Origin of the sequence: Microbacterium sp. NPDC055988, assembly GCF_042269505.1 — a bacterium.
Classification (GTDB): domain Bacteria; phylum Actinomycetota; class Actinomycetes; order Actinomycetales; family Microbacteriaceae; genus Microbacterium.
On the sequence record NZ_JBHJXY010000001.1, the window covers coordinates 1,433,794 to 1,455,687 of the forward strand.

Annotated in this window: 26 protein-coding genes and 1 pseudogene; 14 read left to right on the forward strand and 13 right to left on the reverse strand. The window is 63.4% G+C overall.

Annotated features, from left to right (window positions below; translation table 11 throughout):
- The first annotated feature begins 74 nt into the window (after positions 1 to 74).
- From ACFC14_RS06995 to ACFC14_RS07015, 5 genes are all read left to right on the forward strand, one after another.
- Positions 75 to 302, forward strand: a complete 228-nt coding sequence (locus ACFC14_RS06995) for a hypothetical protein (protein ID WP_376102204.1) — start codon at positions 75 to 77, stop codon at positions 300 to 302.
- Positions 299 to 1,069 (forward strand): 3-keto-5-aminohexanoate cleavage protein, encoded by a 771-nt coding sequence (locus tag ACFC14_RS07000; RefSeq protein ID WP_376102207.1) that lies wholly within the window; start codon positions 299 to 301, stop codon positions 1,067 to 1,069. The genes ACFC14_RS06995 and ACFC14_RS07000 overlap by 4 nt, the downstream gene beginning before the upstream one ends.
- 35 nt (positions 1,070 to 1,104) lie before the next feature.
- Positions 1,105 to 1,263, forward strand: coding sequence for a hypothetical protein (locus tag ACFC14_RS07005; protein ID WP_156027153.1), 159 nt, complete (start codon positions 1,105 to 1,107; stop codon positions 1,261 to 1,263).
- A gap of 97 nt (positions 1,264 to 1,360) precedes the next feature.
- Positions 1,361 to 2,305, forward strand: coding sequence for a hypothetical protein (locus ACFC14_RS07010; protein ID WP_376102210.1), 945 nt, complete (start codon positions 1,361 to 1,363; stop codon positions 2,303 to 2,305).
- 78 nt (positions 2,306 to 2,383) lie between these two features.
- Entirely contained in the window at positions 2,384 to 2,857 is a 474-nt protein-coding gene (locus tag ACFC14_RS07015; RefSeq protein WP_136041825.1) for a hypothetical protein, read from the forward strand.
- 21 nt (positions 2,858 to 2,878) lie between these two features.
- Here the strand turns inward: ACFC14_RS07015 and ACFC14_RS07020 are convergent, their stop codons facing one another.
- On the reverse strand, positions 2,879 to 3,265 hold the full coding sequence (locus ACFC14_RS07020; RefSeq protein ID WP_376102213.1) for a VOC family protein: 387 nt from the start codon (positions 3,263 to 3,265) through the stop codon (positions 2,879 to 2,881).
- Positions 3,266 to 3,374: 109 nt separating this feature from the next.
- Here ACFC14_RS07020 and ACFC14_RS07025 point away from each other — a divergent pair, with 109 nt between their 5' ends.
- Positions 3,375 to 3,986 carry a hypothetical protein gene (locus ACFC14_RS07025; protein ID WP_376102216.1) on the forward strand — a complete coding sequence of 204 codons (612 nt, stop codon included), beginning with the start codon at positions 3,375 to 3,377 and terminating at the stop codon, positions 3,984 to 3,986.
- 80 nt (positions 3,987 to 4,066) lie between these two features.
- Here the strand turns inward: ACFC14_RS07025 and ACFC14_RS07030 are convergent, their stop codons facing one another.
- Entirely contained in the window at positions 4,067 to 5,068 is a 1,002-nt protein-coding gene (locus ACFC14_RS07030; protein WP_376102218.1) for an SDR family NAD(P)-dependent oxidoreductase, read from the reverse strand.
- A gap of 94 nt (positions 5,069 to 5,162) precedes the next feature.
- On the opposite strand from ACFC14_RS07030, the gene ACFC14_RS07035 reads away from it, so the two are divergent.
- Positions 5,163 to 5,735 carry a TetR/AcrR family transcriptional regulator gene (locus tag ACFC14_RS07035; protein WP_376102221.1) on the forward strand — a complete coding sequence of 191 codons (573 nt, stop codon included), beginning with the start codon at positions 5,163 to 5,165 and terminating at the stop codon, positions 5,733 to 5,735.
- A 60-nt stretch (positions 5,736 to 5,795) separates the two neighbouring features.
- A complete protein-coding gene (locus ACFC14_RS07040; RefSeq protein WP_376107251.1) occupies positions 5,796 to 6,659 on the forward strand; it encodes a hypothetical protein in 864 nt (287 codons plus the stop codon).
- Between the two features lie 74 nt (positions 6,660 to 6,733).
- Here the strand turns inward: ACFC14_RS07040 and ACFC14_RS07045 are convergent.
- From ACFC14_RS07045 to ACFC14_RS07060, 4 genes and pseudogenes are all read right to left on the reverse strand, one after another.
- Positions 6,734 to 6,943: pseudogene (locus tag ACFC14_RS07045) on the reverse strand (monooxygenase family protein); the annotation flags it as partial.
- Positions 6,944 to 6,976: 33 nt separating this feature from the next.
- Positions 6,977 to 7,186, reverse strand: a complete 210-nt coding sequence (locus tag ACFC14_RS07050) for a hypothetical protein (RefSeq protein WP_376102224.1) — start codon at positions 7,184 to 7,186, stop codon at positions 6,977 to 6,979.
- Positions 7,186 to 8,010, reverse strand: a complete 825-nt coding sequence (locus ACFC14_RS07055) for a hypothetical protein (protein ID WP_376102227.1) — start codon at positions 8,008 to 8,010, stop codon at positions 7,186 to 7,188. Before ACFC14_RS07055 ends, ACFC14_RS07050 begins: the two co-directional genes overlap by 1 nt.
- A gap of 133 nt (positions 8,011 to 8,143) precedes the next feature.
- Complete coding sequence (locus tag ACFC14_RS07060) at positions 8,144 to 8,572, reverse strand: polynucleotide kinase (RefSeq protein WP_376102230.1); 429 nt, start codon at positions 8,570 to 8,572, stop codon at positions 8,144 to 8,146.
- A 182-nt stretch (positions 8,573 to 8,754) separates the two neighbouring features.
- Between ACFC14_RS07060 and ACFC14_RS07065 the strand changes: the two genes are divergently transcribed.
- Positions 8,755 to 8,913 (forward strand): hypothetical protein, encoded by a 159-nt coding sequence (locus tag ACFC14_RS07065; protein WP_376102233.1) that lies wholly within the window; start codon positions 8,755 to 8,757, stop codon positions 8,911 to 8,913.
- A 29-nt stretch (positions 8,914 to 8,942) separates the two neighbouring features.
- Here ACFC14_RS07065 and ACFC14_RS07070 read toward each other — a convergent pair whose 3' ends face one another.
- Positions 8,943 to 9,452: a DUF4188 domain-containing protein gene (locus tag ACFC14_RS07070; RefSeq protein WP_376102235.1), complete on the reverse strand. Its 510-nt coding sequence runs from the start codon at positions 9,450 to 9,452 to the stop codon at positions 8,943 to 8,945.
- Positions 9,453 to 9,522: 70 nt separating this feature from the next.
- Here ACFC14_RS07070 and ACFC14_RS07075 point away from each other — a divergent pair, with 70 nt between their 5' ends.
- Positions 9,523 to 10,131 carry a MerR family transcriptional regulator gene (locus tag ACFC14_RS07075; RefSeq protein ID WP_376102238.1) on the forward strand — a complete coding sequence of 203 codons (609 nt, stop codon included), beginning with the start codon at positions 9,523 to 9,525 and terminating at the stop codon, positions 10,129 to 10,131.
- 148 nt (positions 10,132 to 10,279) lie between these two features.
- Here the strand turns inward: ACFC14_RS07075 and drt3b are convergent, their stop codons facing one another.
- The 4 genes from drt3b to ACFC14_RS07095 form a co-directional block, all read right to left on the reverse strand.
- Entirely contained in the window at positions 10,280 to 12,322 is a 2,043-nt protein-coding gene (drt3b, locus tag ACFC14_RS07080) for an antiviral reverse transcriptase Drt3b (RefSeq protein WP_376102240.1), read from the reverse strand.
- A complete protein-coding gene (drt3a, locus tag ACFC14_RS07085) occupies positions 12,315 to 13,700 on the reverse strand; it encodes an antiviral reverse transcriptase Drt3a (RefSeq protein WP_376102243.1) in 1,386 nt (461 codons plus the stop codon). The genes drt3b and drt3a overlap by 8 nt, the downstream gene beginning before the upstream one ends.
- Positions 13,701 to 13,772: 72 nt before the next feature.
- Entirely contained in the window at positions 13,773 to 15,521 is a 1,749-nt protein-coding gene (locus tag ACFC14_RS07090; protein ID WP_376102246.1) for a DNA/RNA helicase domain-containing protein, read from the reverse strand.
- Entirely contained in the window at positions 15,518 to 15,853 is a 336-nt protein-coding gene (locus ACFC14_RS07095; RefSeq protein WP_376102249.1) for a nucleotide pyrophosphohydrolase, read from the reverse strand. The genes ACFC14_RS07090 and ACFC14_RS07095 overlap by 4 nt, the downstream gene beginning before the upstream one ends.
- A gap of 70 nt (positions 15,854 to 15,923) precedes the next feature.
- Between ACFC14_RS07095 and ACFC14_RS07100 the strand changes: the two genes are divergently transcribed.
- Positions 15,924 to 16,334, forward strand: coding sequence for a (deoxy)nucleoside triphosphate pyrophosphohydrolase (locus ACFC14_RS07100; RefSeq protein ID WP_376102252.1), 411 nt, complete (start codon positions 15,924 to 15,926; stop codon positions 16,332 to 16,334).
- On the opposite strand, the gene ACFC14_RS07105 is transcribed toward ACFC14_RS07100, so the two are convergent.
- The gene (locus ACFC14_RS07105; protein WP_376102254.1) at positions 16,324 to 17,406 is read right to left on the reverse strand and encodes a hypothetical protein; all 1,083 of its coding nucleotides are present in this window, start codon (positions 17,404 to 17,406) and stop codon (positions 16,324 to 16,326) included. The two genes, ACFC14_RS07100 and ACFC14_RS07105, sit on opposite strands and share 11 nt — an antisense overlap.
- A 159-nt stretch (positions 17,407 to 17,565) precedes the next feature.
- Positions 17,566 to 18,153 carry an HIRAN domain-containing protein gene (locus ACFC14_RS07110; protein WP_376102257.1) on the reverse strand — a complete coding sequence of 196 codons (588 nt, stop codon included), beginning with the start codon at positions 18,151 to 18,153 and terminating at the stop codon, positions 17,566 to 17,568.
- Between the two features lie 230 nt (positions 18,154 to 18,383).
- On the opposite strand from ACFC14_RS07110, the gene ACFC14_RS07115 reads away from it, so the two are divergent.
- The 3 genes from ACFC14_RS07115 (at position 18,384) to ACFC14_RS07125 (ending at position 21,874) form a co-directional block, all read left to right on the forward strand.
- The gene (locus ACFC14_RS07115) at positions 18,384 to 19,634 is read left to right on the forward strand and encodes a hypothetical protein (protein ID WP_376102260.1); all 1,251 of its coding nucleotides are present in this window, start codon (positions 18,384 to 18,386) and stop codon (positions 19,632 to 19,634) included.
- A gap of 365 nt (positions 19,635 to 19,999) precedes the next feature.
- Entirely contained in the window at positions 20,000 to 21,019 is a 1,020-nt protein-coding gene (locus tag ACFC14_RS07120) for a DUF4041 domain-containing protein (RefSeq protein WP_376102263.1), read from the forward strand.
- A 42-nt stretch (positions 21,020 to 21,061) separates the two neighbouring features.
- Positions 21,062 to 21,874 (forward strand): GIY-YIG nuclease family protein, encoded by an 813-nt coding sequence (locus tag ACFC14_RS07125; protein ID WP_376102265.1) that lies wholly within the window; start codon positions 21,062 to 21,064, stop codon positions 21,872 to 21,874.
- Positions 21,875 to 21,894 lie beyond the last annotated feature (20 nt).

Consider the following 21,894-nt stretch of genomic DNA (forward strand, 5'->3'; position numbering starts at 1 on the left):
CCGCGGAGGGTGTCAAGGGGCTCTGCCGTGTCGGTCGTCTGTCGTAGAAAGGGAGGCGAGAGAAGGGATCCCGCATGGCCGCAGGTGATATCGAGACGTTCCATCGCAATGGCATCTGGTTCAACCGCATCGAGGGTGAATCGCAGACGCTGGGCGCGAGCTTCGAGACCGAGGCCGAGGCGGCGAAAGCCGGTCGTGGTGCGGCGATGGCGCGGCAGGTAGCCCACACGGTGCGCACCGAAGAGGGGCCGTCGAAGGATGAGAGCGCGTACGAGCGGCACCCGCGAGACCTGATCGGATGAGCGTGCCGCTCGAATCCACACCCGTAGCCGGATCCGAGCGGCGGATGCTGTTGCAGGCATGTGTCAACGGCGCCAGGGATCCGGCGGAGCATCCGTGGCTGAGCCTGGATGAGGGCGTGGTCGCCGACGACGCCGCCCGGGCCGTGGCCGCCGGTGCCCGCGAGGTGCACGTGCATCCGAAGGATGCGGCCGGGCGCGACAGCCTGGCGGCCGACGATGTCGCGCGATGGGTCGCGGCGGTGCGTCAAGCGGCGCCGGGTGTTCCGGTCGGGGTGACGACCGGCGAGTGGGCCGAGCCCGATGTCGAGCGTCGCCTGGCCGCGATCGAGTCGTGGACCGAGTTGCCCGACCACGCATCCGTCAACTGGCATGAATCCGGTGCCGACGAGGTGGCGGCCCTGCTGCTGCGGCGAGGTGTCGTGGTCGAAGCGGGGCTGTGGGATGCGGCGGGCTTCGAGGTGTGGAAGCGCTCGCCCGTGCGTGCACAGTGCCTGCGCGTTCTGATCGAGCTGCCGGATGAGCCCGCCGAGACCGTTCGCGAGCACGCCGAGGGGATGATCGCGCACGTGTCGCTCGAGGAGCCTGAGCTGCCGGTGCTGTTGCACGGCGAGGAGGGGTCGACGTGGCCGTTGTTCGACCTCGCGGTCGAGCTCGGCTTGGATGCGCGCATCGGCCTGGAAGACACGCTGCTGCTTCCCGATGGGAGCACGGCGCCGGGGAATGCGGCCCTGGTGCGCGCGGCAGTGGAGCGGATGCGGGGAGTCTGACGCGAGGTGCCGTGGGTCTGCGGCATCCTGAAGCCATGTTCGGCGACAGCATCCTCCTCATCATCCTGTTCTGGTCGGCCGTGATCCTCATCGGCGTCCTCATCACGTGGCTGGTGATCTACTCGGCCGTGCGTGCGGCTCTCACGTCGCACCGGCAGGCGATGGCGAGGGATGGGCGTCCCGGTCAAGTCTGAGCAGCGGGCGGAGCGACGGACGGCGGGGGTCGTCGTCTGCTCGTGAATTCGGTCGCGCCTGCCCTGAGCGGCGGGTTCCATCTGGCAGGGTCTCCCCATGACCGAAATATCGCCCGCTGCCGATCAGCCCGCGCGCGCTCGCGCCCTGCCCTTCGCGATCGGGGTCGGCGGGGGTGTGCTGGGGATCCTGCCCTGGCTGATCGGCGGCGGGATGCTTCCGCTGCAGAACCTGTGGGCGGCGGCGACGATGCCCGAGGACATGCCGTTCGTGCTGCTGCCGCTGAGCCAGTACTTCGCCACGTTGCTCTTCTCGGTGCTGCTGCTGGGCGGAGTCTTCGCCGGGTTCGCGCTGCATTTCGTGGCGCGCCGTCGCGCGGTCGCGCTGTGGCCGGCGGCGCTCGGGGTGCTGCTCGTGCACGTGATCGCGGTGGTGCAGAGCTTCGCCGTCCTGGCCGGAGGGCTCGGGCTCGGTCGCGGCGGAGACAGTCGGGTGATGCTCTACTTCGCCGGGCTCCTCGGCGGTGTGATCGCGGCGATTCTCCTCGCGCAGCTGGGGTTCTGGATGACGTCGAGGCGTTCGGTCGGCGTGGTCGCGCTCGGTGTCGTGCTCGCGGCGGTGCCTTTCGGCAACTGGATCAGCCGGTTCTTCGTGGCCGTCACGGGCGAGGTATCCCCGCCGTTGTTCCTCCCGGACTTGCTGCGCTGGCTGCCCGCGGTCGTCGTGGGTGCGGCGCTGGTGTGGTGCGGGGTGCGGCCGGCGTGGCGGATCGTGGTCTGGGTCGTCGGGCTGCTCGCGCTGTGGATTCTGCCCGCGCTGTTCACGGCGATCCAGTACGGGCTCGGCATGCGGGTGCTCGACGGCAACCTGCCCGAGATGGCGCAGGCGGCGGTGCAGGTGTTCCCGATGGTGCTCGCCGAGGTGTGGCTCCCGGTGGTCGTCGCGCTCGTGATCGGCGTCGTCGGCACGGTGGTGCGGATGCTGGTTGAGCGGGATCGGACGCCGGCGGTCGTGGACCAGGGCGCGCCCGACGCTGCGGTCTGAACGCACCCCGACCGAGGTACTCCCCGGGGGTCTGCTAGCGTCACAGACGTCGCTCGACTCCCTCCCCAGAAAGAAGCCATGAACGCTGCTGCCGCCAAGACCGTGTCCGCCCTCGCCCTCCTCGCGCTGTTGGGTGTGGGAGCTGTCGGGTGTGCCGGCGAGCCGGCGTCGAACGGAACCAAGGAAGACACGCAGTCATCGTCGGAGCAGAAGGAAGAGGCGCCCCAGCCGGTCGACCTGACCGGTGAGTGGAAGCAGAGCAATTCCAACGACCCGGAGAGCTTCCAGACGGCAACGATCACGGCCGACACCATCGAGGTCTTCTGGAACGCGCCCGACACCAAGTCGCTGTACTGGGCCGGCACCGTCGAGGTTCCGGAAGACGGTTCGACCTCTTTCACCTGGGACTCCGTCAATGACAAGACCAAGACCGACTCGGCGATGCTCGCATCGGGCGACGACACGAAGACGTTCACTTTCGAGAACGGTGAACTGTCCTACGACGTCACGGCCATGGGCACGACGATGACGGTGCGCCTGACGCAGGAGTGATGTCGGGGCGCGTCGCGGCGGTCACTCCTCGCCCGCGCGCTCCCATCCCGACCAGTCGGGGCGGTCGACGATGCAGAACCGGTTGCCCTCGGGGTCTTCCATGATCACGTAGTCCGCGTCGGCCGGTCGGTTGTCCCAGTGCACCTCGCGGGCACCCAGCTCGGCGAGTCGGCGCACTTCGGCGGCCTGGTCTTCGGCGTAGATGTCGAGGTGGATGCGCGGCGGCAGCACGCGTTTGGAGTGGTGCGCGTCGAGGGAGATGCAGGGGACCTCGGCGTCGCGGGGTTTCAGCACGACCCAGTCGTCTTCGGCCGGGTCGCGTTCGACGTAGTCGAGCGCCGCCTTCCAGAAGTGTGCCTGGGCGGGGAGATCGTTCACGCGGATCACGATCGATGCGAGCTTCAGCATGCGGTCGAGTGTAAGGCGGGGTGGGGACGGTGAATAGCGAACGCCGAGATACCTAAACCCGGGGAACTGGCTTCGAACTCGATTATTCGTCGTGCTCTACGGTTTGATCATGAACATCCATCTGCCGACTGATCTCCCACTCTGGCTGGGTTGGATCTTGTTCGCGGCCTCCGGGATCATGTGGTTGCTCCTGGGCGTCTCGCGCCTGCGAGCAGATTCCGCGCAAACCGTGAAGCACAAGCGGGAGACGTTGAAGATTGAACTAGACATGCTTGCGGATCAAGCCGCGCAGTACACGAACCAGCTTGCGGCTATCCGTGAGGCATTGCAGGCTGACGCGGATATTGCACCTACAGATTCGCAGATCGACACACTCGCCTCCATCGGGGAAGCGGGAAGTCTTGGCTACGCGAGCGTTGCCCGTCATCTCCGCGCGCGCGCTCGGGCGCGGCTGGAACTGCCCGCGGTGATCGCGCGTGTCTCGGCCGTTCAGCTGAGACAGGTTGAGATGTCGAAGAGCCTCGGACTCGGAGTCGGGATTCCGCCTGGCGATCTGTCGCAGATCCGAACCGACCTGGCATCGGTCGGTTCAGATTTGGCGGCCCTTATCAAGGAGATCGCAGAGTCCCCCCGGATCTTCGTCGGCACCGCGCTGCCCGGCGACCCAGGAAATGAGGGGGACATCTTCTTGCAGATCCCGGGACCTGAAGGGTCATCATAAACGCGGCATCATTCGCCGCTAGGAACGCGAAACGCCCCCGCCGTTCGGGTCGGCGGGGGCGTTGGTTTCGCGGGTGCGGGTTACTGCACCGACCAACCGCCGTCCGAGGCGAGGATGGCGCCCTTGATGTTCACGGCGTCGTCCGACAACAGGAACGTGATGGATGCCGCCAGGTGCTCGGCCGTGGCGACAGTCGGGATCGCCTGCTGGAACGGGGCGAGGCGGCCGGAGCCGTACTCCGACATGTTCGGGGGCATCGGGATGCCGGTGGCGACGCCGCCCGGGGCGACGGAGTTCACGCGGATGCCCTTCGGTCCGTACATGAAGGCGGCCGACTTCGTGACGCCGATGATGCCGTGCTTGCTGGCCGTGTAGGCGTTGCCCGAGGCGTTGCCGCGCAGGCCGGCTTCGCTCGAGACGTTGAGGATCGCGCCGCGACCGGCTGCTTCCATGACGGGGATGACCGCGCGCATGAGCTTGAACGGAGCGGTGAGGTTGATCGCGATGACGCGGTCCCAGACGGCATCCGGGGTCTCGCCCGCGGGGGAGAAGTCGTCGTTGATGCCGGCGACGTTCGCGAGGCCGTCGATGCGGTCGCCTGCGGCGGCGATGACGGCGTCGATCGCGTCCTGCTTGGTGAGGTCGCCGGCGACCGTGACGATGTCGGCATCCGGCAGCTCGGCCTTGAGGGCGTCGAGCTTCTCGGCGGCGATGTCGCTGGCGATCACGCGTCCGCCTTCGCGAGCGATGCGCGAGGCGGTGGCCTTGCCGATGCCGGAGGCGGCGCCCGTGACGATCACGGTCTTGCCGGCGAAGCGGCCAGCGGTGACCTTCTCGGTCCAGCCCTCGGAGGCGTCGTCTTCGGGGATCTCGCCGCCGTTGGCCGCGCGCACCAGGTCGTCGACGACCGACTGCGGGAGCTGGCCCTGGCTCATCGCGACGAGCTGCTGCAGGGGCAGGCCCAGCACGGGGGTGAGGAGTTCGGGGTCGGCGCCGGTCTGCTCGAAGAGTGCGCGGATGAGGGGCCCGCCGGTCGGGTCGTTCATCCAGTCGCCGATGGTGGAGTGTGCGGTGAGGGCCATGCTCTTTCTCCTTGTTCGAGTTTCGCAACGGTGCGTCTATTTCGCAACGGTGCGTCTACTTATATTCCAGTGTACGCCTGGGTACGCTCGAAAGGTGCCCCGTCCTCGTAGTGAAAAAGCCCGCCAAGCCGTGCTGGAGGCGATGCGGCGCGCGCTCGCCGCAGACGGGTACGAGGCCGTGACGATCGAGGGCCTCGCCGAGTCGGCCGAGGTGTCGAAGCAGACGATCTACCGGTGGTGGCCGTCGAAGGCCGCGATCCTCGGAGAGGCGCTGCTCGAGGGGACGCTGCCGGGAGCCGAGGTGTCGGTGCCGATGACGGCCGACCTCGGGGCGGATCTGCGGGCGTGGTTCTCGGCGATGTCCGACGGGCTGGCTCGGCCCGAGGGTGTGGCGCTGGCACGGGCGTTGATCGAGGTGATGGCGGCTGATCCCGAGCTCGGGTTGGTGTTGAACGAGCGGCTGGCCGCGCCGATCCGCGAGTGGGTCGCCGAGCGGGTGTCGCGCGGGCGGGCCGACGGGGATGTGCGGGCGGATGTGGATGCTGCCGCGATCGCGGATCAGTTCATCGCGATGGCGTCGTACTCCGCGCTGATCGGGCAGCCGTTGAGTGCGGAGCGGGTGGAGGAGACAGTGGTGCGGTTGCTGCGGGGGATTGCGACGGGTTAGGTCCACTGAGCGCGCGGATCGGTGCGAAGCCGTGGGTCGCTCGATGGATAGGATCGGCGCATGAGTGCCAACTCCGACCAGCCGCTGGCCGCTTTGGGGCGCCGCGGCGCGACGACCCTCCATCCCTGGGCTCGGGCGGCACTCGCTGTCCTCGGTGTCGCTGCTGTCGGAGCGGCAGTCATCCTGCTGTTCTTCCCGCCCGCGCGGGAAACCGGCGGAACAGCACTGCTGATCATCGGGGCCGTGTTCTTGCTGCTGGCCGTCGTCGGTCGTCTGCCGAAGTCGATGGAGGTCACAGGGCTCGCGCTCGAGTACGAACAGGACGAGATGGCGGACTTCATCTCGACCATTCGCGGCACGGACTTGGACGAGGACACGGTCGATGAGCTTCTGAAGCAACTCCAGCAGATGAGCGCCAACGGTCGGGTGTTCAAGGCGGCGAAGAAGCAAGCCGGCGAGACGTCGGAGACAGAGCCATCGGGCGCGAATGACGTACCTGAGCTCACGGATTCGGCACCAAGCGCAGTTCGATCCGTCACTGATGATGATCCGGCGTGGTTGTCGATGATCCAGGTCAAGGGTGATGTCGTGCGGGAACAGGTCGTCGCGCAGCAGAGCGGTCGAGGGCGTCCTCCCCGGGTCGACTTCTACATCCCAACGGACGATGGTGTCGTCGTCGCCGAGCGGCTCCAGGCGTGGAACCGGACCACTCTCGGTCTTGTGTCGCAGCGGCTGAGGAGGGTCTTCGACAACGACCAGGACGTCCGTCTCGCGATCGTCACGGTGCCGAGCGCTGGTCGTGAAGCGCTCGAGGAGTGGCATCGCGCCCTGGGGACCGACCTTCGGTCCCGTGTCGTGGCCGCGACGGACGACAAGGCGGGTGCCGCGGAGATCGTCCGACAGATGAAGACGCTGAGCAAGTAGCACTGGTGAGCGTGGGGCGCCGATGCGAGGCGTCCTTCGTTCGATATCAGAAGTCGCCGACGCGACCTGGATGCGTAAGCGTAGAGCTTGTCGACCGATGACCAGTACTGCACGACGTACGGTCCGCCCGAGCCGAAGAGCAGGTGGTAGCCGAGCATGCCCGAGTCGGGGTCGGTGCTGAGTTCGCGCAGCATCCCCGACATGGCGAAGTGTGCGGGCCGACGTGGATGCCGCGAGTTGCTGCGGGAATTGCGGAGCAGGCGAGTGGCGAACCGCCTCGCCATTGACTGAGTAGCGGGGCGGTTCGGTGGCGGGGCTCAGGATTCGCTGGAGTCGCGTTCGCGCCAGATGATGCGCAGCACCAGAACCAACGCGCTCACGATGAGCGCGAAGGCCGCGAGCCAGAAGACCCAGACAACGTCCTGGAAGAGAGGCAGGTTGGCAACGATCGGAAGTGCGCAGCCGGCGAACACCGTTATTGAGATGATCGAGCGCTCACGCGCCGTGCCGCGAACACGCTGAGCCATCACGAGATCATCGCCTTCGCCACGCACTCCCCAGCCGTAGACCCGATGACGCCTCCCGCTGCTGCGACGCACGCTACGCATCCGATCCCGGCTGTCCCTACACACACGAGGCTGCACGCTATGCCGATAGCGACAATAGCCCACTGTGCAATGCCTGCACTGGAGAGACACTTGCTCATGGTGTTCCAGTTGAAGGCCGACTGCGCAGTCCCAGTCGTGGCGGGCTCAGCACCGTCCGACACGACCTGGTCGAGCTTCAATTGGCCGTCCTGCCACAGGGCGACCCTTCCGGAGTGCTCCGTCTGCGCCTGATAGACGACCTCCGCGCGTGAGGCGATGCTCCCATCGGGGTTGAACATGACCGAGTACCCCGAGATGTCGAGCAGGTTCAGCGTGGCGACATACGGTACGCGAAGAATGCGTGATCCGTTCTCTGTCTCCCTCGTGAAAGCCTGCGACGTGTCGAGCTCCAGCCCGCTCTGCGTAACCGTGCGGGCGTTGATTCCAGCATCCTTGAGAAGACGATTGGTCATCGACGGCGACGCCTGCTCCGTGTTTTGTGCGTACTCGACGAGTTTGTCTCCCACGTTTACGGTGGACGACGCGATCGGCGACTCGAACGAAGCCGTCTGGGCTTGACTCGAAGCCGTCGTCTGAGACGGCACCGCTGCGATTCCTGGGCCCATGCGTCCGCTCATGGCGACCGTCAGCGCAATTACCGCTGCGACAAGGCAGGCAACTGCCGCCAGCAAGGTATGTGTCAGGCGGCGTTCCGTTCCCTCGCTCGTCAACGATCGACTGCTGGTTCCTGCGATTTTCATCATTGCTCCTTCGCTGATCAACCCCGCCCTAACGTGTAAAACGTTACTCAGTTCGAAGGGGCCTGTCTGTCCACCGTTAGGGGGACGCGGGAGCATTAACGCCGACTCGGTCAACAACCGGCCGACGCTCAGGCGACTAGAAGTCCCCGTCGGCGACCTGGAAGCAAACCAATCCGCGCGACCGCCACATCTCCACGACGCTGCGACGGTCGTCGACCACGCCGATGACCGTGAAGTACGGCTCGATGTGGGAGTCGTAGATCTCGGCCTTGACGATGTTGTCGGCGCGCTGGTCGCCGGTGCGTCGGAGGAGCAATCGGTCGAACGGGATCTCGTTGAAGGTCAGCCACGCTTCGGTCGCGCGGCGGGCGGTCTCATCGCGGCCCGAGACGACGATGAGCGCGTCGGCATCCGGGTGCGCGACGAGAGCCTGCGCGACCATGACGACCGGGTGGTGCGGGGTGTCGATCGCCACGTTGCGCATGTCGTACGGTGAGCGATCGCCGATGAGGGCGAGGGTGCCGTCGACGTCGAAGATCCAGACGCGGGGGCGATCGGTGGGCATGGTGCGAGGGTACTGGGTCGCGGTGGTCGCTCAGCGCGAAGCGGCGGGTTCACGGAAGCCCCGCATGCCGCCGGGTCATCATGTCCCAGTTGCCCGACACGCGTGTGCTTTGATCGGTGGGTATGCCGCCGGTCATCGTGGTCTCAACCGCCTCGTTCGGCCTTTCCTGAGGAGCGCGAAGTATGACCGGGTCCATGTTCAGCTGGTGGGGTCTGATCATCAGCGTGGTCGTTGTCGTCGTGATCCCGGCGATCGTGTTCTTCGTCGTGCGGGGGATCGTTCGGTTCTTGCTGCGACGCAGGCCGGAGCGGCCGGGGCCGCCCCGTTCCTCGCCGGAGTGAGGCGGCGCCGGCCGTCGTTCGCTCGGTCGTTACTGTTCGACGCTGGCTGAAGGCTGCGCCTCCGTCCGCCCCTCCGCGAACCGTGCCTGCGCCCGGTCCTGGCGCCTCCCGACCTCGACGAGCTCCGTCGCCTTCGGCAGCCCCATCGGCTTCGTCGAGACGTAGACGCTCTCGGCGGTGTCGACGCGGAAGGTCTCGTGCCAGACGCCGACCGCTCCTGGTGCCTTGCGGGCTGCGCGGTTGAAGGCGGTCCAGGCGGGGCGGTGTTCCTGGTTCGGGCTGGATGCGTAGGCGTAGAGCTTGTCGACGGATGACCAGTACTGCACGACGTAGGGTCCGCCCGAGCCGAAGAGCAGGTGGTAGCCGAGCATGCCCGAGTCGGGGTCGGTGCTGAGTTCGCGCAGCATCCCCGGCATGGCGAAGAAGGCCGGCATCCACAGGTCGGGGCGCCACCAGCGGTTGATCTGCATCCCGATGTGGAACACGACGAGCTCGCCCTCGTGGCGGTGGGTCATGCGGCCCGTGATGACTTTCGACATGATGACTCCTTGGTTGGATAGTTTCACTATCCATAATGGATAGCGCTACTATCGAAGTCAAGAGGTGGCCATGAGAATTTCCGAACTGTCAGCCCAGACCGGCGTGACCGTGCCGACGATCAAGTACTACCTGCGCGAGGGGCTGCTGCCCGAGGGTGAGCGCAGTGCGCCGACTCAGGCCGCGTACGGCGAGAAGCACGTGGAGCGCCTGCGGGTGATCCGGGCGCTGCTCGACGCCGGGGTGAGCATCGCCGAGACGCGGCGCGTGCTGGCTGCGCTCGATGAGCCGCCGGAGAACGCGCACAACCTGCTCGGGATGGCGCATGCGGCGATCACTCCGCCGGTGGATGAGTCTCTGGATCTGACGGACGCTGAGGCTCTTGTCGCGGGGCTCGGGTGGAAGCCGGGGATGTGCGACGAGGCAGTGCTGCACGCGGTCGCGCGGGCGCTGCAGGGGTTGGAGCGTGTCGGGTTCACCGTTCCGGATGCGGCGATGAAGGAGTACCTCGCGAGCATGCGGCGGATTGCGGATGCGGAAATCGCGGGGGTGCCGGAGGAGTCCGCGGAAGCGGCGGTGCGGTATGTGGTCTTAGGGTCGGTGCTGGTGGAGCCGTTGTTGCTGGCGTTGCGGCGAGTGGCGCAACAGGTGAGTTCGGGGGAGCGGTTTGGGGGAGGCTGAGGAACTGGGCGCCCATCCTTCGCTTCGCGGGACCAGGGCTTCACCCAACGCGAACGCGGAGTGAAGCCCCGGGCGGAGTCGCGCGGTCCTTCTCTGCAACGCCGGTGTGTGGCCCGCAAGCGCGGGCTGCTACCGCTGGGCGCATCTATCAATATACGTCGCCACCGCGCTTGCGCTGCAACGAGTCGTAGTAGTCGTCGACCTCCCATTGGAAGAAGCGAGTCCACGGTGTCGAGCTACCCGGCCGGAAGTTTGAGGGGAGCCGAAGTTTGCGCGCCAGGTCACGCTTTCGCTGCCGTAACAAGAAGGGCGAGTCCAGAAGGGCGCAAGCAAGAAGGGTAGCCCCGGTCTCGGGCGTCCCATCCTCCGTGGCACAACTAGCCGACTCAATGGCTAGATCTTCGAGTTCAGCGCGAAGGTCGTCGAGATCCGGTCGTCGTCGACAATAGCGAAGCGTCGTCAGAAGCGCGATCGCGTCTGGCGAGCTCTCCTTCAAGTTGAGCAACTTCCGTAGCTCCGGCGCTGAAACACCACCGTCTTCGTGCATGGACGCGAGGGCATCGAGGAGAATGAGAGAGTGCATCGGTGCGCCTGAAGTGGCGGGCGGTCGATGTATCTGACGAGAGAGCTCCTCGGCGATCTTAGATTCCACGACCGCACGCATCGCCCTCGGCATTCCGGCGACAGACATGAAGCGGAGCGCTGTGTGGGCGATGCGAGCCAGCTTGACGCTGTGAGACGCAGCAACGCCCCCGGCGAACAGCGAGACCGCAACATCGATCGTGTTGGTGAGAAAGCGTGCGACGCCGATCCAGTCCGCCTGCCGGGGTCGGTGTTCTGGGGCGTCTTCGTCCATTGCTATCGACTGCCAGCGGCGCAGCGCGCGTTCGAATGCGAACTCGACCTGTACAAGGGCATAGTTTGCTAGATCGCCGTGGCTCAGTCCCGTGCTGAGGAGGGCATCCTTATACTCCAGCAGTAGTGCCTCGGTGGACGTGACGAGGATGGGGAGGTTTCCCGGATCGCCATCTTCGACCTCCGCCGTGATGAGTCGACGAATCGACAATTTGAACTTGTACTTTGCTATCGAGCGTTCGGACACCAGGGGTGTTAATTGGTCCTTTCGCTTGGCGTCATTAAGGTAAAGTCTGAACTTCCGCAGCTCCTCGCTTAGAACGTTCACTATTCGAGCTGCGTCTTCATCTGAGGCGCAGAATATGAAGAAATCGTCTACGAATCTACGGATCTCGTAGTCGCGACGATGAAGCAAAGGATCGTTACTTAAACGAAGGGATCGTTCGGCGCGCACGTCGACCTCTTGCAGCATGACTTCTGCAAAAATCCGGGAGACTTCCGGGCCGATGAGAATGCCGTGAGTTTCCAAGTCATTGGCGCTCTGCATCAGTTTGTCAAAGCGTCCGCCAAATGTCGAGGTGGTGCTGTTCGTCCGTGTCTTGCTGTCCTCGAGGCCATTCGTCACCCAAGATATGGCGTGGGTGTAAATACTGTCAAAACATCTCGTCACGTCCACATGAACGAGGCGCGCGTATTTCCGCTCGAGAGTTCTCATTTCCGGCGATTCGTGGAACTTATAGATATGTGAATATCCCCCATATGTGAAGAAGGAACGGAGTCTCTCATATTCCCTATCGTCTTCCTCGACGCCGGTGGGCTCGTGATCCAAATTGCTCGAAAAGACGGCATCCCTGAATACTGAGAATCTCGCAACATCGGAGGCGTGCCGGATCGAGAAGGGACTTCTCTTTGTATAGTGCAGAATCGAGTCGGCGTGTCGCTCATAAAAATCGGCGACCGCGAGCTGGGATCGCGGGTGCATCATCGACACTGAACGTATGCCGCTCGCATTTTTGCCAATGTTGAAGGAAAGCGACTTTGTTCGCGGGAACTCTTGCTCACGACCGAGGCGCGGATCGTAAAATGTAACGGACGTTCCCTGAGCGGGGCGGGATACGGATACAACTCCCCCAAAGATCAATGAGAGGACTGAGGACGTCGACTCACCGATCCACTGAGCAGTAACAGTTCTGCCGCTGATTCGAATCTTCAGCTCGGAAAGTAGGGCAACGAAACCTGCGTTGTCGAACGAGACTGGAAGTTCGTAAGGCAGCACGTCTGAAAGCAGAGCCCTTTCAACCCGCGAAGAGACCTTGTTCTTGTTGGTCCTAACCACGCCACACCGCCACTAGTCGCTTCAATTGATGCTGATTGTATCGATTAAAGATCTTCTCATTGAATCCACTCACGAAAGACATCCGGCGCAACCGGTCGTGGACGCGCGCCGGGAGCATGGATCGATATGTATCGACCAGCTGATTCAGCGCGGTATCGAGGTCCGCAAGCGAGACAGAGTCCGGTGATAGGTGCGGGTAGTTGAAGTAGATGCCGGTAACTGCCCGACCTTTACTGTTCGCAAGCTTGGTGTTGCTGGTGAGGAAACGGACGCGATCCGTCAGGAGTCCCTCATGTCCAGCGTTAGCGAAAGAAGTCGAACCCCACCTCTTGAAAGATGCGTCCAATCGGTGCAGGTATCGATCTATCGCTCGCTGCGACATCTCCGTGCGAACGGCGCCTCCATTCTTGGTCAACGCATAGCCGAGAAAATCAATTGGAGTCGAAATATCGAAGGGATCCTTCTTCGGAACTGCATGGGGCACTGGGTCGATCCGCTGGGTCTTTGAACTGCTCAAGGACAGGCCGAGTTGCGCGATCGACTCGTTAATCAGTATTTCAACTCTGTCTCTGTCCTGGCTGTTCCGTGCGACAATGACAATGTCGTCGACATAGCGACCGTAGAAATGCACTCCGTGGTCGCCAATAATTGAGGCATCAAGTTGGCGCGCGTAGATCTCTGCAAGGTACGCAGAGACCCCCACCCCCGTAGGGATACCGACTGTTCGTGATGTGAGATTGGACCACTCTCTGAGGAGCTGTTCGATGAGGTCGATGGACGTTCTGGACAGCCCGCGTTTCTCACGAAGGTGACTCATCAGTCGGGTGTGGTCGATCGACTCGTAGAACGCTTGAATATCGACTCGTAGAATATGGCGTGGCAGCTTGCCTGATAGCGCGTCTTTGAGCTGCGCTATCAATCGATTTCGATTCGGGGCTGAGAGGCCGTGCGCGGTCCTTAGATTCGACTCCAATTGTTTCATGGCAAAGTAGCGCAATGGGTCTGAGGTCGTGGCGTAAGTCTGGCGAGTGCCGACAACCGCGCCCGCACTTAGCTGCCAACTAAAGCTTGATTCATCCAAAATGGCCGACAGCTCGTCGCTCAGGACAGAGAGCTCCGCCTGGAGAGCGTCACGCTTGGCCTTTTGCTTCTCGGCGATCGCTGGCCTGAAACTTGCGTATTCGGTTAGAGCAAGTTCCGGATTGGACTTCCATAGCGGAGCGCATGTCTTCTTCCGAATCGAATGAAGTGTGCGTAGCTCGTTGATGATCTTGCTGACTGAGGCGAACATGCGACCGGGGTCCGAGTGCCCACGCCGTGCCTCCAGCGTCGCAATTCTGAAGAAGCTGGCCGCGGTATATTCAAGGTGACGTGCCATGTGCCTTCTCTTCATCCTCAGTCTGACTCGTGTCTCGCGCCATTCGACTGGCAACCTCAGTCTCGTGGTTCTTCAATTGCCCTCATCGGCCAGAGCCGAAGCCAGTCGAGCTCGAAGAGCTGGATCACACACATAGACGTACGTTCCGCGCATCCCACGCGTCATCAGCACCCCATAGATGTTCCGGATGAACGTCAATAGATCGTCGTCCCCAAACGCATCCTTCAAGTGCCCGGTGTTCTCCTTGCCCTTCTTGTCGCGATAGCTCTCACGATCAGCGACGATCCGACCCGTTACCGGATCGAGGCGGAGGTCCGGTCCGATGATGACGCCTGCGTAGTTCAGGTCGTACCCCTGAACCGTGTGGATCGAGCCGACCTCTTCGAGCGACCCTTTCGAGTTGATCCAGTCCTTATCTGTGCCGTTCCACCGCATACGCTCACCGTCAAGCTCGATGTCGTACGCGTCGGGGTTCCTCTTCGACAGCCAATCCCACGCGTAGCCTGCGACGAGGCGGGATAGTCCGACCGCAGCATCCTTCTTCCGGATGGCATCTCGCATCTCTCCGAGGTCGTCGAAGAGGCGGAGCTCATACTCACCGAGGTCGGGGAGCGATGGCGCTTCATCCCGCAGGAGGGCGCGGACGAACTCGACATAATCCGCGCCAGCCTGCACGCGCATCTGGGTCGTCAGACGGAAAAAGCGATGCGCGTCCTTGGACCCGCTGATTTCCGCGCTGAGTGCCGCCGGAGAAAGGTCGTGAGGCCGCACGCTCTGCTCCCCGTCGACGAGCAGGAGCTGATGCTTGCTACGAGCCTTGATCCAGTCGAGCTGGGTGTAGCGAGGGTCATCGCTCCCGAACAGAGCCTCGTTGATCTCGCGGAACTTCTTGTTCTGCACCCCCGACGCCTGATTGGCTCGCTGCCCGAGTCGGTGGGTCTCGTCGACGAGGACGAGGTCGTAAGTCTCGTCCGATTCACCGAGCTGGAACGCCGACATCACCATCGCAGCATCGAGCTTGGGCGTCTTCTTGAAGACCTTCTTCACCGACATCCGCAGAGACTGCTGCGGGATCACGAGCACCATACGGAGTGACTTGAGCAGCTCGCGATTCTCGGGGACGAAGAACTCCGAGAACATCGAGTCCGGCTCAACCCCGTCGCGGTCGTCGTAATCGCGGATATCGGCGAGCAACTTCATCAGGAAGATCGCGATGATCGTCTTCCCTGTTCCCGGGTTGCCCTGGACTACGAGCGTGGACTGAGCGCCGGGGTCCTGGAGGTCTTCGAGCAACCCCTCCAGGATGTCCATGATCGCGATGCCTTGGTCGTCGGTCAGGGCTTTGAAGGGCGACAGCTTGAAGAGGTCGGAATTCTCGATCTGCGGGATGCTTCGCAAGAAGAGCCCTTCTGCTCGCAGCGCTTCAAATACATCGCGGAACGACTCGCGGTAGAGGGCGCGGTCGTAGTACTGAGCATCTGTCAGACCGTCATTGCCATTGAGGATGCGGTACTGGCCGTCGCCCGAGAACCAGCGAATGAGATGTGATTCAAGGTCGAGACAGACTGACTTGTTGAACGTGTGATCCACGACGACGCGGATCGATTCGAGGGACTCGTTTTTCTTCGAGCCCGCGAGGTGCTGACGCATCCGTGTAGCGGCGCTCACCGTCTCACCTACGTAGAGCCCGGGCGAACTGCGCTGGGCGTCGCCTTCGATCACATAGACAACAGGCCAGTTTGTGTGCCGGGTGTCGTCGCGCGCCCACATATCAACAGCGTCACGACGGAAAGGAAGGCGCTGGATGCTGAAATCTGTCACTCCGGCGCCTCGGAAAGCTTCGTGTACTTCGTCATGCGGCCCTTGGCCAGCTCCACCGGGTACTTTGCCTTCGTCGACTCCAACTTCTTCATGACGATCTCGTCGAGGTCAACGCCGATCTTGTTCGCGAGGTGGATGCAGTAGGTGACAACATCCGCGAGCTCCGCCTCTACCTGTTCCTGGTCGAACTCCGGGGACCACTGGAAGCATTCAAGGAGCTCGCCAGCCTCGATCGAGATGCTTTTGGCGAGGTTATCCGGCGAGTGGAACTGGTCCCAGTCCCGTTCGGCTACGAAGGCGCGAAGGGCGGCGAGAGTCTGCGGCGACGGCATGATGCGACGCTAGCAGTGTCGGGGTAGGGGCCCGGAGGACACTCCCTGTTAGCTTGCTCTCGGAGGCATAGTGAGCGAGAGCCGTGTTATCGAGGTCGTTGCAGCCGTCATCGAGCATGAAGGCAAGATCCTTGCGTGCCGCCGTCGACCTGAGAAGGCAGCTGGAGGGAAATGGGAGTTCCCCGGCGGCAAACTCGAAAAGGGTGAGACGCACAGTGAGGCTCTGGTGCGAGAGATACGCGAAGAGCTCAGCACCTCCATCGAGGTCAGCGCCCCGCTTCGAACGGATGACACCGTGGTCGGCGAAAGCACCATCCGCCTCATTTGTCTTCGCGCCAGGTTGCTCGGAGAGCCACCGACCCAGAGCCTCGATCATGATGAACTGCGCTGGGTTCGTCGCAGCGATCTGCCGGATCTCGATTGGGCCGCCCCGGACCTGCCAGCTGTCACGGAACTTGCGGCCGGATCGCCTACTCGATGACCAAGAAACCCTCGTCGTCGCGGACGATCAGAAGGATTCCCAACTCGGACAACAAGGCTTCGAGATGTGCGATCGGTCGACTGGGAAGCAAGACGACGGGAACTGCGGGCCTGCCGGATTCCCGAGCGAGTAGCGAGTAGTCGAGGACCTGCCCAATCGCGGTGCGGACATATTCGCGAGCGGGCGATTTCTTCGCTTCGACGATCCAGCCAGACTCCGAAACATAGAGATCCGGCTCGATCGTGGCACCTGCGGAGCTCAGGCGTAGGCGCTGAGGAGTCTCGCCACGGGACTTGATCCACTGCCCGAAGTCCTTCTGCAACTCGAACTCGATTCGGGAGACGACCCGCTCACCAGGGGTCAGCGGTGCTCCGACGACGTACGACGACGACTCGGGAGGCGTCCATGACGAGGCCTGTGCACTTTCCATAAGGGGCGTGGATGGCGCACCGAGTGCTTCCACATCGGCGTCAACTGGCACGAGTTTGAAGATGATTCCTTCTCGAAGGTCCCCGTCGGAGTCCGGGATCGTCTCGATGCTGAACGCTGGCTCGCCTGTCGTGAACTCCCCTACATAGGTGACGTAGGTGCCTTGTTTCGTGAGGAGGCGGATAGGACGCCCATTCTCGGCCGCGTCGCGAAGCGCTGTGTTTCCACGCGCGAACACTTGAGGGCCACGCTGGCCTTCGCCCGTGTAGAGAAAAGAGCCATCCTCCTGCAGCCCTTCAAACGCGTCGTACCCGTGTCTTGCTCCGCTTTCTGGGCTGGTGATGACGAGGATGTCGGGAATCGACCTGGGCGTGATGATTCCACCCTGTTCCTGGCCTCCGTAAGCGGCGTGGATCTCTCGTCGCAGCACGGTGTCGCCGATCTCGAGGGTCCAGAGGGCCGGATCGGTGGGTCGGAGCTGCCGGGCGAACCGAGTCCGCACGGCGTCGGCCTGACTATCCTCGAGCTCCCATCGGTCAACGCCTTCGGGCAGCCTGCCGTACTGCTCCCGGAGGAAGCCGCGGATGCGCTTCTGGTTGACGTTCAGTTCGAGCGAGAGTCGGGCCGGCGTCGTAATGCTCACGCGACGCAGCATATCGATATGCTGCGTCGCCCATACTCCGCTCCAAGGTCTGTAATTGTCGGGGTCAAAGCGTGGCCGCTGCGCAGACCCATGCGCCAGAAACACGGATAGGCACCGGCGCCCATCGTGGGAGGTCGCGGGCTTTTGACCGTCGAGCGATCAGAGGTGGCGGCGAAGGTGGGCGAGCACCTCGGAGCGCGCGGCGAGGACCTTGGCGGGGTTGGTGGAGATGACGGTGGCCTCGATCGGTTCCCCCGCGTCCAGGAGCTTGGCGAGACCCGGGGCCATTCCCTTGTTGTAGTAGCCGATCATGTGACCATCGACGTGGATCGCGACGGCGTTGGGATCGTGGGGATTGTCCGGCTCCCGGATAAGGTCGGCGGGGCCGAGGCGTTGTGCGCCGTCGTAGAGACTCCTCCCGCGCACCTTGACTCCCCAGATGCCGAGGCGTCGGAGACCACGGGCGTCCAGATTGATGAGCTTGCCGGTCGTGTCTTCAGCGAGCCACAACGCGTCGCCACGCCGGATGAAGTGGACGGGAGCCAGGCCGTCGGCGTTGGGCTTGAGGAGGCGTGTGAGGTCGTCCTGGCCGAGATAGGACCTCTCGTGTGGCTCAGTGACGACCTCGGCGCTGAAGGTGAACTGCGCCTTTGGCGTCGATGGGGCGGGCGACATCGGTGCACTGCGCTGGGCCGGCGGCGGCGGTGTGCCGCCGAGTAGCGCGCGGATCGAGTTGAGCAAGCCCATGCGGTCATCCTAGGAGCGTGGTGGCCCCCGGCGCCTCCGCTGCCGTTGCATTCGGCGCGAACCAACTTGGTTGCGCCCCAGAGGCCGTTTCGGGCGGCCCACGCGCCGTTGCCCGGGACGCGGCGAGGCGGCGCGAAGGACCGACCACGGCGCAGCCACCCGTGCCACCGAACAGCCGAGCGCCGGCGGTCGCCACATCGCTAGAATGCGGGAGGATTCGAGGGGGAAGCATGGCACGTCGTAGAGGGTTCTTCGCTGAGATGCAGCACCAGGCAAAATTGTCAGAGCAGCGTCAGCGGGCGGCACAACGTCAGCATGATCAAGCCGTGCGGCAGGCAGCCGCTGCGCAACGCGCGGCCGAGCGCGCGCAGCTCGCTGCAGAGCGTGCTTCAGAGCAAGACCGGAAGCGTCTTGAGCGCGAGGCTGCGCAGGCCTACGTAGCGGCCCGCGTGGCCGAGGCAGAAGATATGACGGCTGACCTCCATGCAAGGCTGGCGGAGTTGGATGGATTGCTCGCCGCCACCCTCGCGGTCGATGACTTCGTTGACCTCGAGTCGCTGCGTGTCATCGCGCAGCATCCGCCGTTCCATCGCCCGGAGCTTCAGTATCCACTTCCGCCGCCAGCCCCGCTTGCTCAACCGCCCCTCCCCGTAAAACGCGAGCCCGAGGCCGCGAAGGGACTGTTTGGCCGCAAGCAAAAGCAAGAGCAGGCCGCGGCGGCTGCAGAGGCGCAGTACGCCGCCGACTACTGGGCGTGGAAGGCGATCTCCGATGCACTCCCGGCGCAGCGTGCTGCCGCACAGGCGCAATATGAAGAAGCGGAGAGGAAGCGTCAGGCGGAGCTGGCGGCGGCTGTCGAGCGCTACAAGCAAGAGTCTGCCGAGCGAGAGCGTGAGGCCGCGGAGCAGAACGAGGCGCTTGATCAATTAATCGCGGGGTTGGCCTACGGAACCGTCGATGCGGTCCAGGAGTACATCTCGGTCGTCCTCGCGAACTCGGTGTACCCCGAATGGCTCACCGTCTCCCACAGCGCTGACTTCGAGCCGAGCGACGCCGAACTTAAACTGCGGGTTATCGTTCCGGGACCGGAGATCGTGCCCGGCGCGAAGCACTACAAATACGTCAAAGCTTCGGATGAGATCGCGCCGGTTGCGGCGACACAGAAGGAGACGAAGGACCGATACGCGTTGTTGGTGAACAACATCGCGCTGAGATCGATCCATGAGGTCTTCGAAGCAGACCGTCGATCGCTAATCCAGTCGATCAGTCTCGAGCTCGGCACGGAGACGATTAGTCCAGCAACAGGGCAGCCCATCTACGTCCCATTTGTCGCGGTTGCGGCGAGCCGCGAAGAGTTCGAGAAGCTCGACCTGTCTGCGGTCGTCCCGCTCGCAACGCTCGAGCACCTCGGCGCCGCGGTATCGAAGAACCCGCATGGCTTGACGCCGATAACGGCTGGCGGGGTACGGCGCGCGCGATGACTGAGCGCGGCCCAGTCTTCAATCCGCCGCCGGGGTGGCCGAAACCGCCTGCTGGCTGGATTCCCCCCGCAGGGTGGACTCCGGATCCGTCCTGGCCAGAACCGCCGGCGGACTGGCAGCTTTGGCTATCGGACAACCTCGTAGAGCCGGCACCCACCGCACCTGCGGTCCACGCGCCCGATTACGCCGGAGTCGCGCCTGCTCAGACTCGTGCTGAAGCGAGAGCAAGCGCCCCTCGATCCACGCCAAATGGCTCCAGTCTCCCAGCGGCTCCGATGGCTACAGAGGCGAGTCGGATTGCGTACCTAGAAGCGGAGAATGCTTCCCTTCGGTCCCAGATCAATGCGTCGACGTCTGATGAGTATGTGGAGCTTGACGATGCTCGGGTTCTTCAGGACGTCGGCATCTACCGCTATCATCACCCGCTCGAGTCCGCCGCCGCCTACCAAGACGAACTTCGCGATCTTGAGCGCGCTGTGGCCGAGGTCATCAGCTCGGGGCGCGCGATTGTGCGTTCCGAACTCTTCACGCTGAACAACTCGCTCTCGCAGGGACGCCGAATGACGGATGATCTCGCGAAGCTCATGCTCAGGGCATACAACGCTGAGGCCGACAACGCCATCCGCACTCTACGTGCGGGCAACGTCGTGACTGCAAAGAAACGGCTGGACGCCTCGAAGAAGGCCATCGCGAAACTCGGGTCACTGATGGAGATGCACATCAGTGACGAGTTTCATGAGTTACGAGTGCGAGAGATCGAACTAACCGCCGACTGGCTGATCAAGAAACAGCAGGAACGCGAAGCTGAGCGCGAGGAGCGCGCGCGGCTACGCGAAGAGAAGCGGGTCGAACGTGAACTCGCAGAGGAACGCGCGCGCCTGGACAAGGAACGCCTGCACCTCGTCAACACGCTCGCGGCGCTGCAACAGACCGGAGACGTTGACGAGGCTCTAGTCGAGCGCCTGGCGGCAATTGATGAAGCGATCGTTCAGAACGACTTCCGCGCGGCCAATATCCGTGCGGGATACGTATACGTCATCTCCAACCAAGGTGCGTTCGGAAAGAACGTAGTGAAGATCGGGCTGACTCGACGGCTCGAGCCGCGCGAGCGGATCTTCGAACTGGGCGGAGCGTCCGTTCCTTTCCGGTTCGACACGCATGCGTTGTTCTTCTCTGAGGATGCCGTCACGCTTGAGGCCGACCTGCATCGGCACTTCGCTGACCGAGCGGTCAACCGAGCGAATGCGCGCAAGGAGTTCTTCTTTGCGACGCCGGCTGAGGTGCGTGACGTTCTAATCAACAAGGTTGGCAACATTCTTGAGTTCACCGATGAAGTCGAGGCAACGGAGTACCGTCAGTCGGTGTCGCTTTGGCCCGTTCAGTGAGCGTCCCGCCAGTGGCAACAGGCAACGAAAAGTAGACGACTAGTGGCATTGACGCTCGGACCAATCCTGCTCGACGCAGAAATCGAGTTATCCCATGCCTTGGTCATCCGTCATGCACACGTGCGCGAGCACGAAGACACCGGCTTCCGCGGCATCCACGCCGACTCGACTGATGCCGAAATCCTCGCGTATACGCGAAACCAATCCGCAAATACGCAGCGTTTCCCGGCCGTTCCGCCTCGCTTCTGGGCTGTCTTCATCCGCGAGGGCGGCGACCAGGCGCGACTCTGGTCGGTCGTGGAGAACCGGGGCGAGATATCGAACGACGGGGAGCGCAGAGTCTTTGACGTCGTGGTCTCCGAGCATATGGAGGATCTTCGTAACCGATTGGTTATCGGTTGGAGATCGCCGCGCACATGGTGGATGCGGGCGAGTACGGCAGCGGGCTACCCCGTCGTCGGAATCGCAGATGCTGAGCCAGTTCCATTCCCGGGCTTCGATCGTTTGGTCCTCGACCACTCTCAGCTTCAGGCAGTCATGCGTGAGCATCGTTACGCTTCTTGGCGGACGGCGCTCTCGTCTGTGGCAGGCATCTACTTGATCACCGACACCCGTGATGGACGTCACTACGTTGGAAAGGCAGATGGCGCTGAGAGCATCCGACAAAGGTGGAGCGCGTACGCCACCAACGGGCATGGCGGCAACGTTGAGCTGCGAGGTTTGGACCCGACAAACTTCCGCTTTTCGCTGCTCCGCGTCTTCGACCCTGCAACGCCCACGGCAGCGGTCGACGGGGCAGAAAATCATTTCAAGGTTGCGCTGGATACGCGCAGACACGGGCTTAACCGGAACTAGGTCGAACTCCGCCGTCGCAT

Coding starts and splice junctions, on each gene's coding strand:
- ACFC14_RS06995 (WP_376102204.1), top strand. CDS start 75: ATGGCCGCAGGTGATATCGAGACGTTCCATCGCAATGGCATCTGGTTC.
- ACFC14_RS07000 (WP_376102207.1), top strand. CDS start 299: ATGAGCGTGCCGCTCGAATCCACACCCGTAGCCGGATCCGAGCGGCGG.
- ACFC14_RS07005 (WP_156027153.1), top strand. CDS start 1,105: ATGTTCGGCGACAGCATCCTCCTCATCATCCTGTTCTGGTCGGCCGTG.
- ACFC14_RS07010 (WP_376102210.1), top strand. CDS start 1,361: ATGACCGAAATATCGCCCGCTGCCGATCAGCCCGCGCGCGCTCGCGCC.
- ACFC14_RS07015 (WP_136041825.1), top strand. CDS start 2,384: ATGAACGCTGCTGCCGCCAAGACCGTGTCCGCCCTCGCCCTCCTCGCG.
- ACFC14_RS07020 (WP_376102213.1), bottom strand. CDS start 3,265: ATGCTGAAGCTCGCATCGATCGTGATCCGCGTGAACGATCTCCCCGCC.
- ACFC14_RS07025 (WP_376102216.1), top strand. CDS start 3,375: ATGAACATCCATCTGCCGACTGATCTCCCACTCTGGCTGGGTTGGATC.
- ACFC14_RS07030 (WP_376102218.1), bottom strand. CDS start 5,068: ATGGCCCTCACCGCACACTCCACCATCGGCGACTGGATGAACGACCCG.
- ACFC14_RS07040 (WP_376107251.1), top strand. CDS start 5,796: ATGAGTGCCAACTCCGACCAGCCGCTGGCCGCTTTGGGGCGCCGCGGC.
- ACFC14_RS07050 (WP_376102224.1), bottom strand. CDS start 7,186: ATGGCTCAGCGTGTTCGCGGCACGGCGCGTGAGCGCTCGATCATCTCA.
- ACFC14_RS07055 (WP_376102227.1), bottom strand. CDS start 8,010: ATGATGAAAATCGCAGGAACCAGCAGTCGATCGTTGACGAGCGAGGGA.
- ACFC14_RS07060 (WP_376102230.1), bottom strand. CDS start 8,572: ATGCCCACCGATCGCCCCCGCGTCTGGATCTTCGACGTCGACGGCACC.
- ACFC14_RS07065 (WP_376102233.1), top strand. CDS start 8,755: ATGACCGGGTCCATGTTCAGCTGGTGGGGTCTGATCATCAGCGTGGTC.
- ACFC14_RS07070 (WP_376102235.1), bottom strand. CDS start 9,452: ATGTCGAAAGTCATCACGGGCCGCATGACCCACCGCCACGAGGGCGAG.
- ACFC14_RS07075 (WP_376102238.1), top strand. CDS start 9,523: ATGAGAATTTCCGAACTGTCAGCCCAGACCGGCGTGACCGTGCCGACG.
- drt3a (WP_376102243.1), bottom strand. CDS start 13,700: ATGGCACGTCACCTTGAATATACCGCGGCCAGCTTCTTCAGAATTGCG.
- ACFC14_RS07095 (WP_376102249.1), bottom strand. CDS start 15,853: ATGCCGTCGCCGCAGACTCTCGCCGCCCTTCGCGCCTTCGTAGCCGAA.
- ACFC14_RS07110 (WP_376102257.1), bottom strand. CDS start 18,153: ATGGGCTTGCTCAACTCGATCCGCGCGCTACTCGGCGGCACACCGCCG.
- ACFC14_RS07115 (WP_376102260.1), top strand. CDS start 18,384: ATGGCACGTCGTAGAGGGTTCTTCGCTGAGATGCAGCACCAGGCAAAA.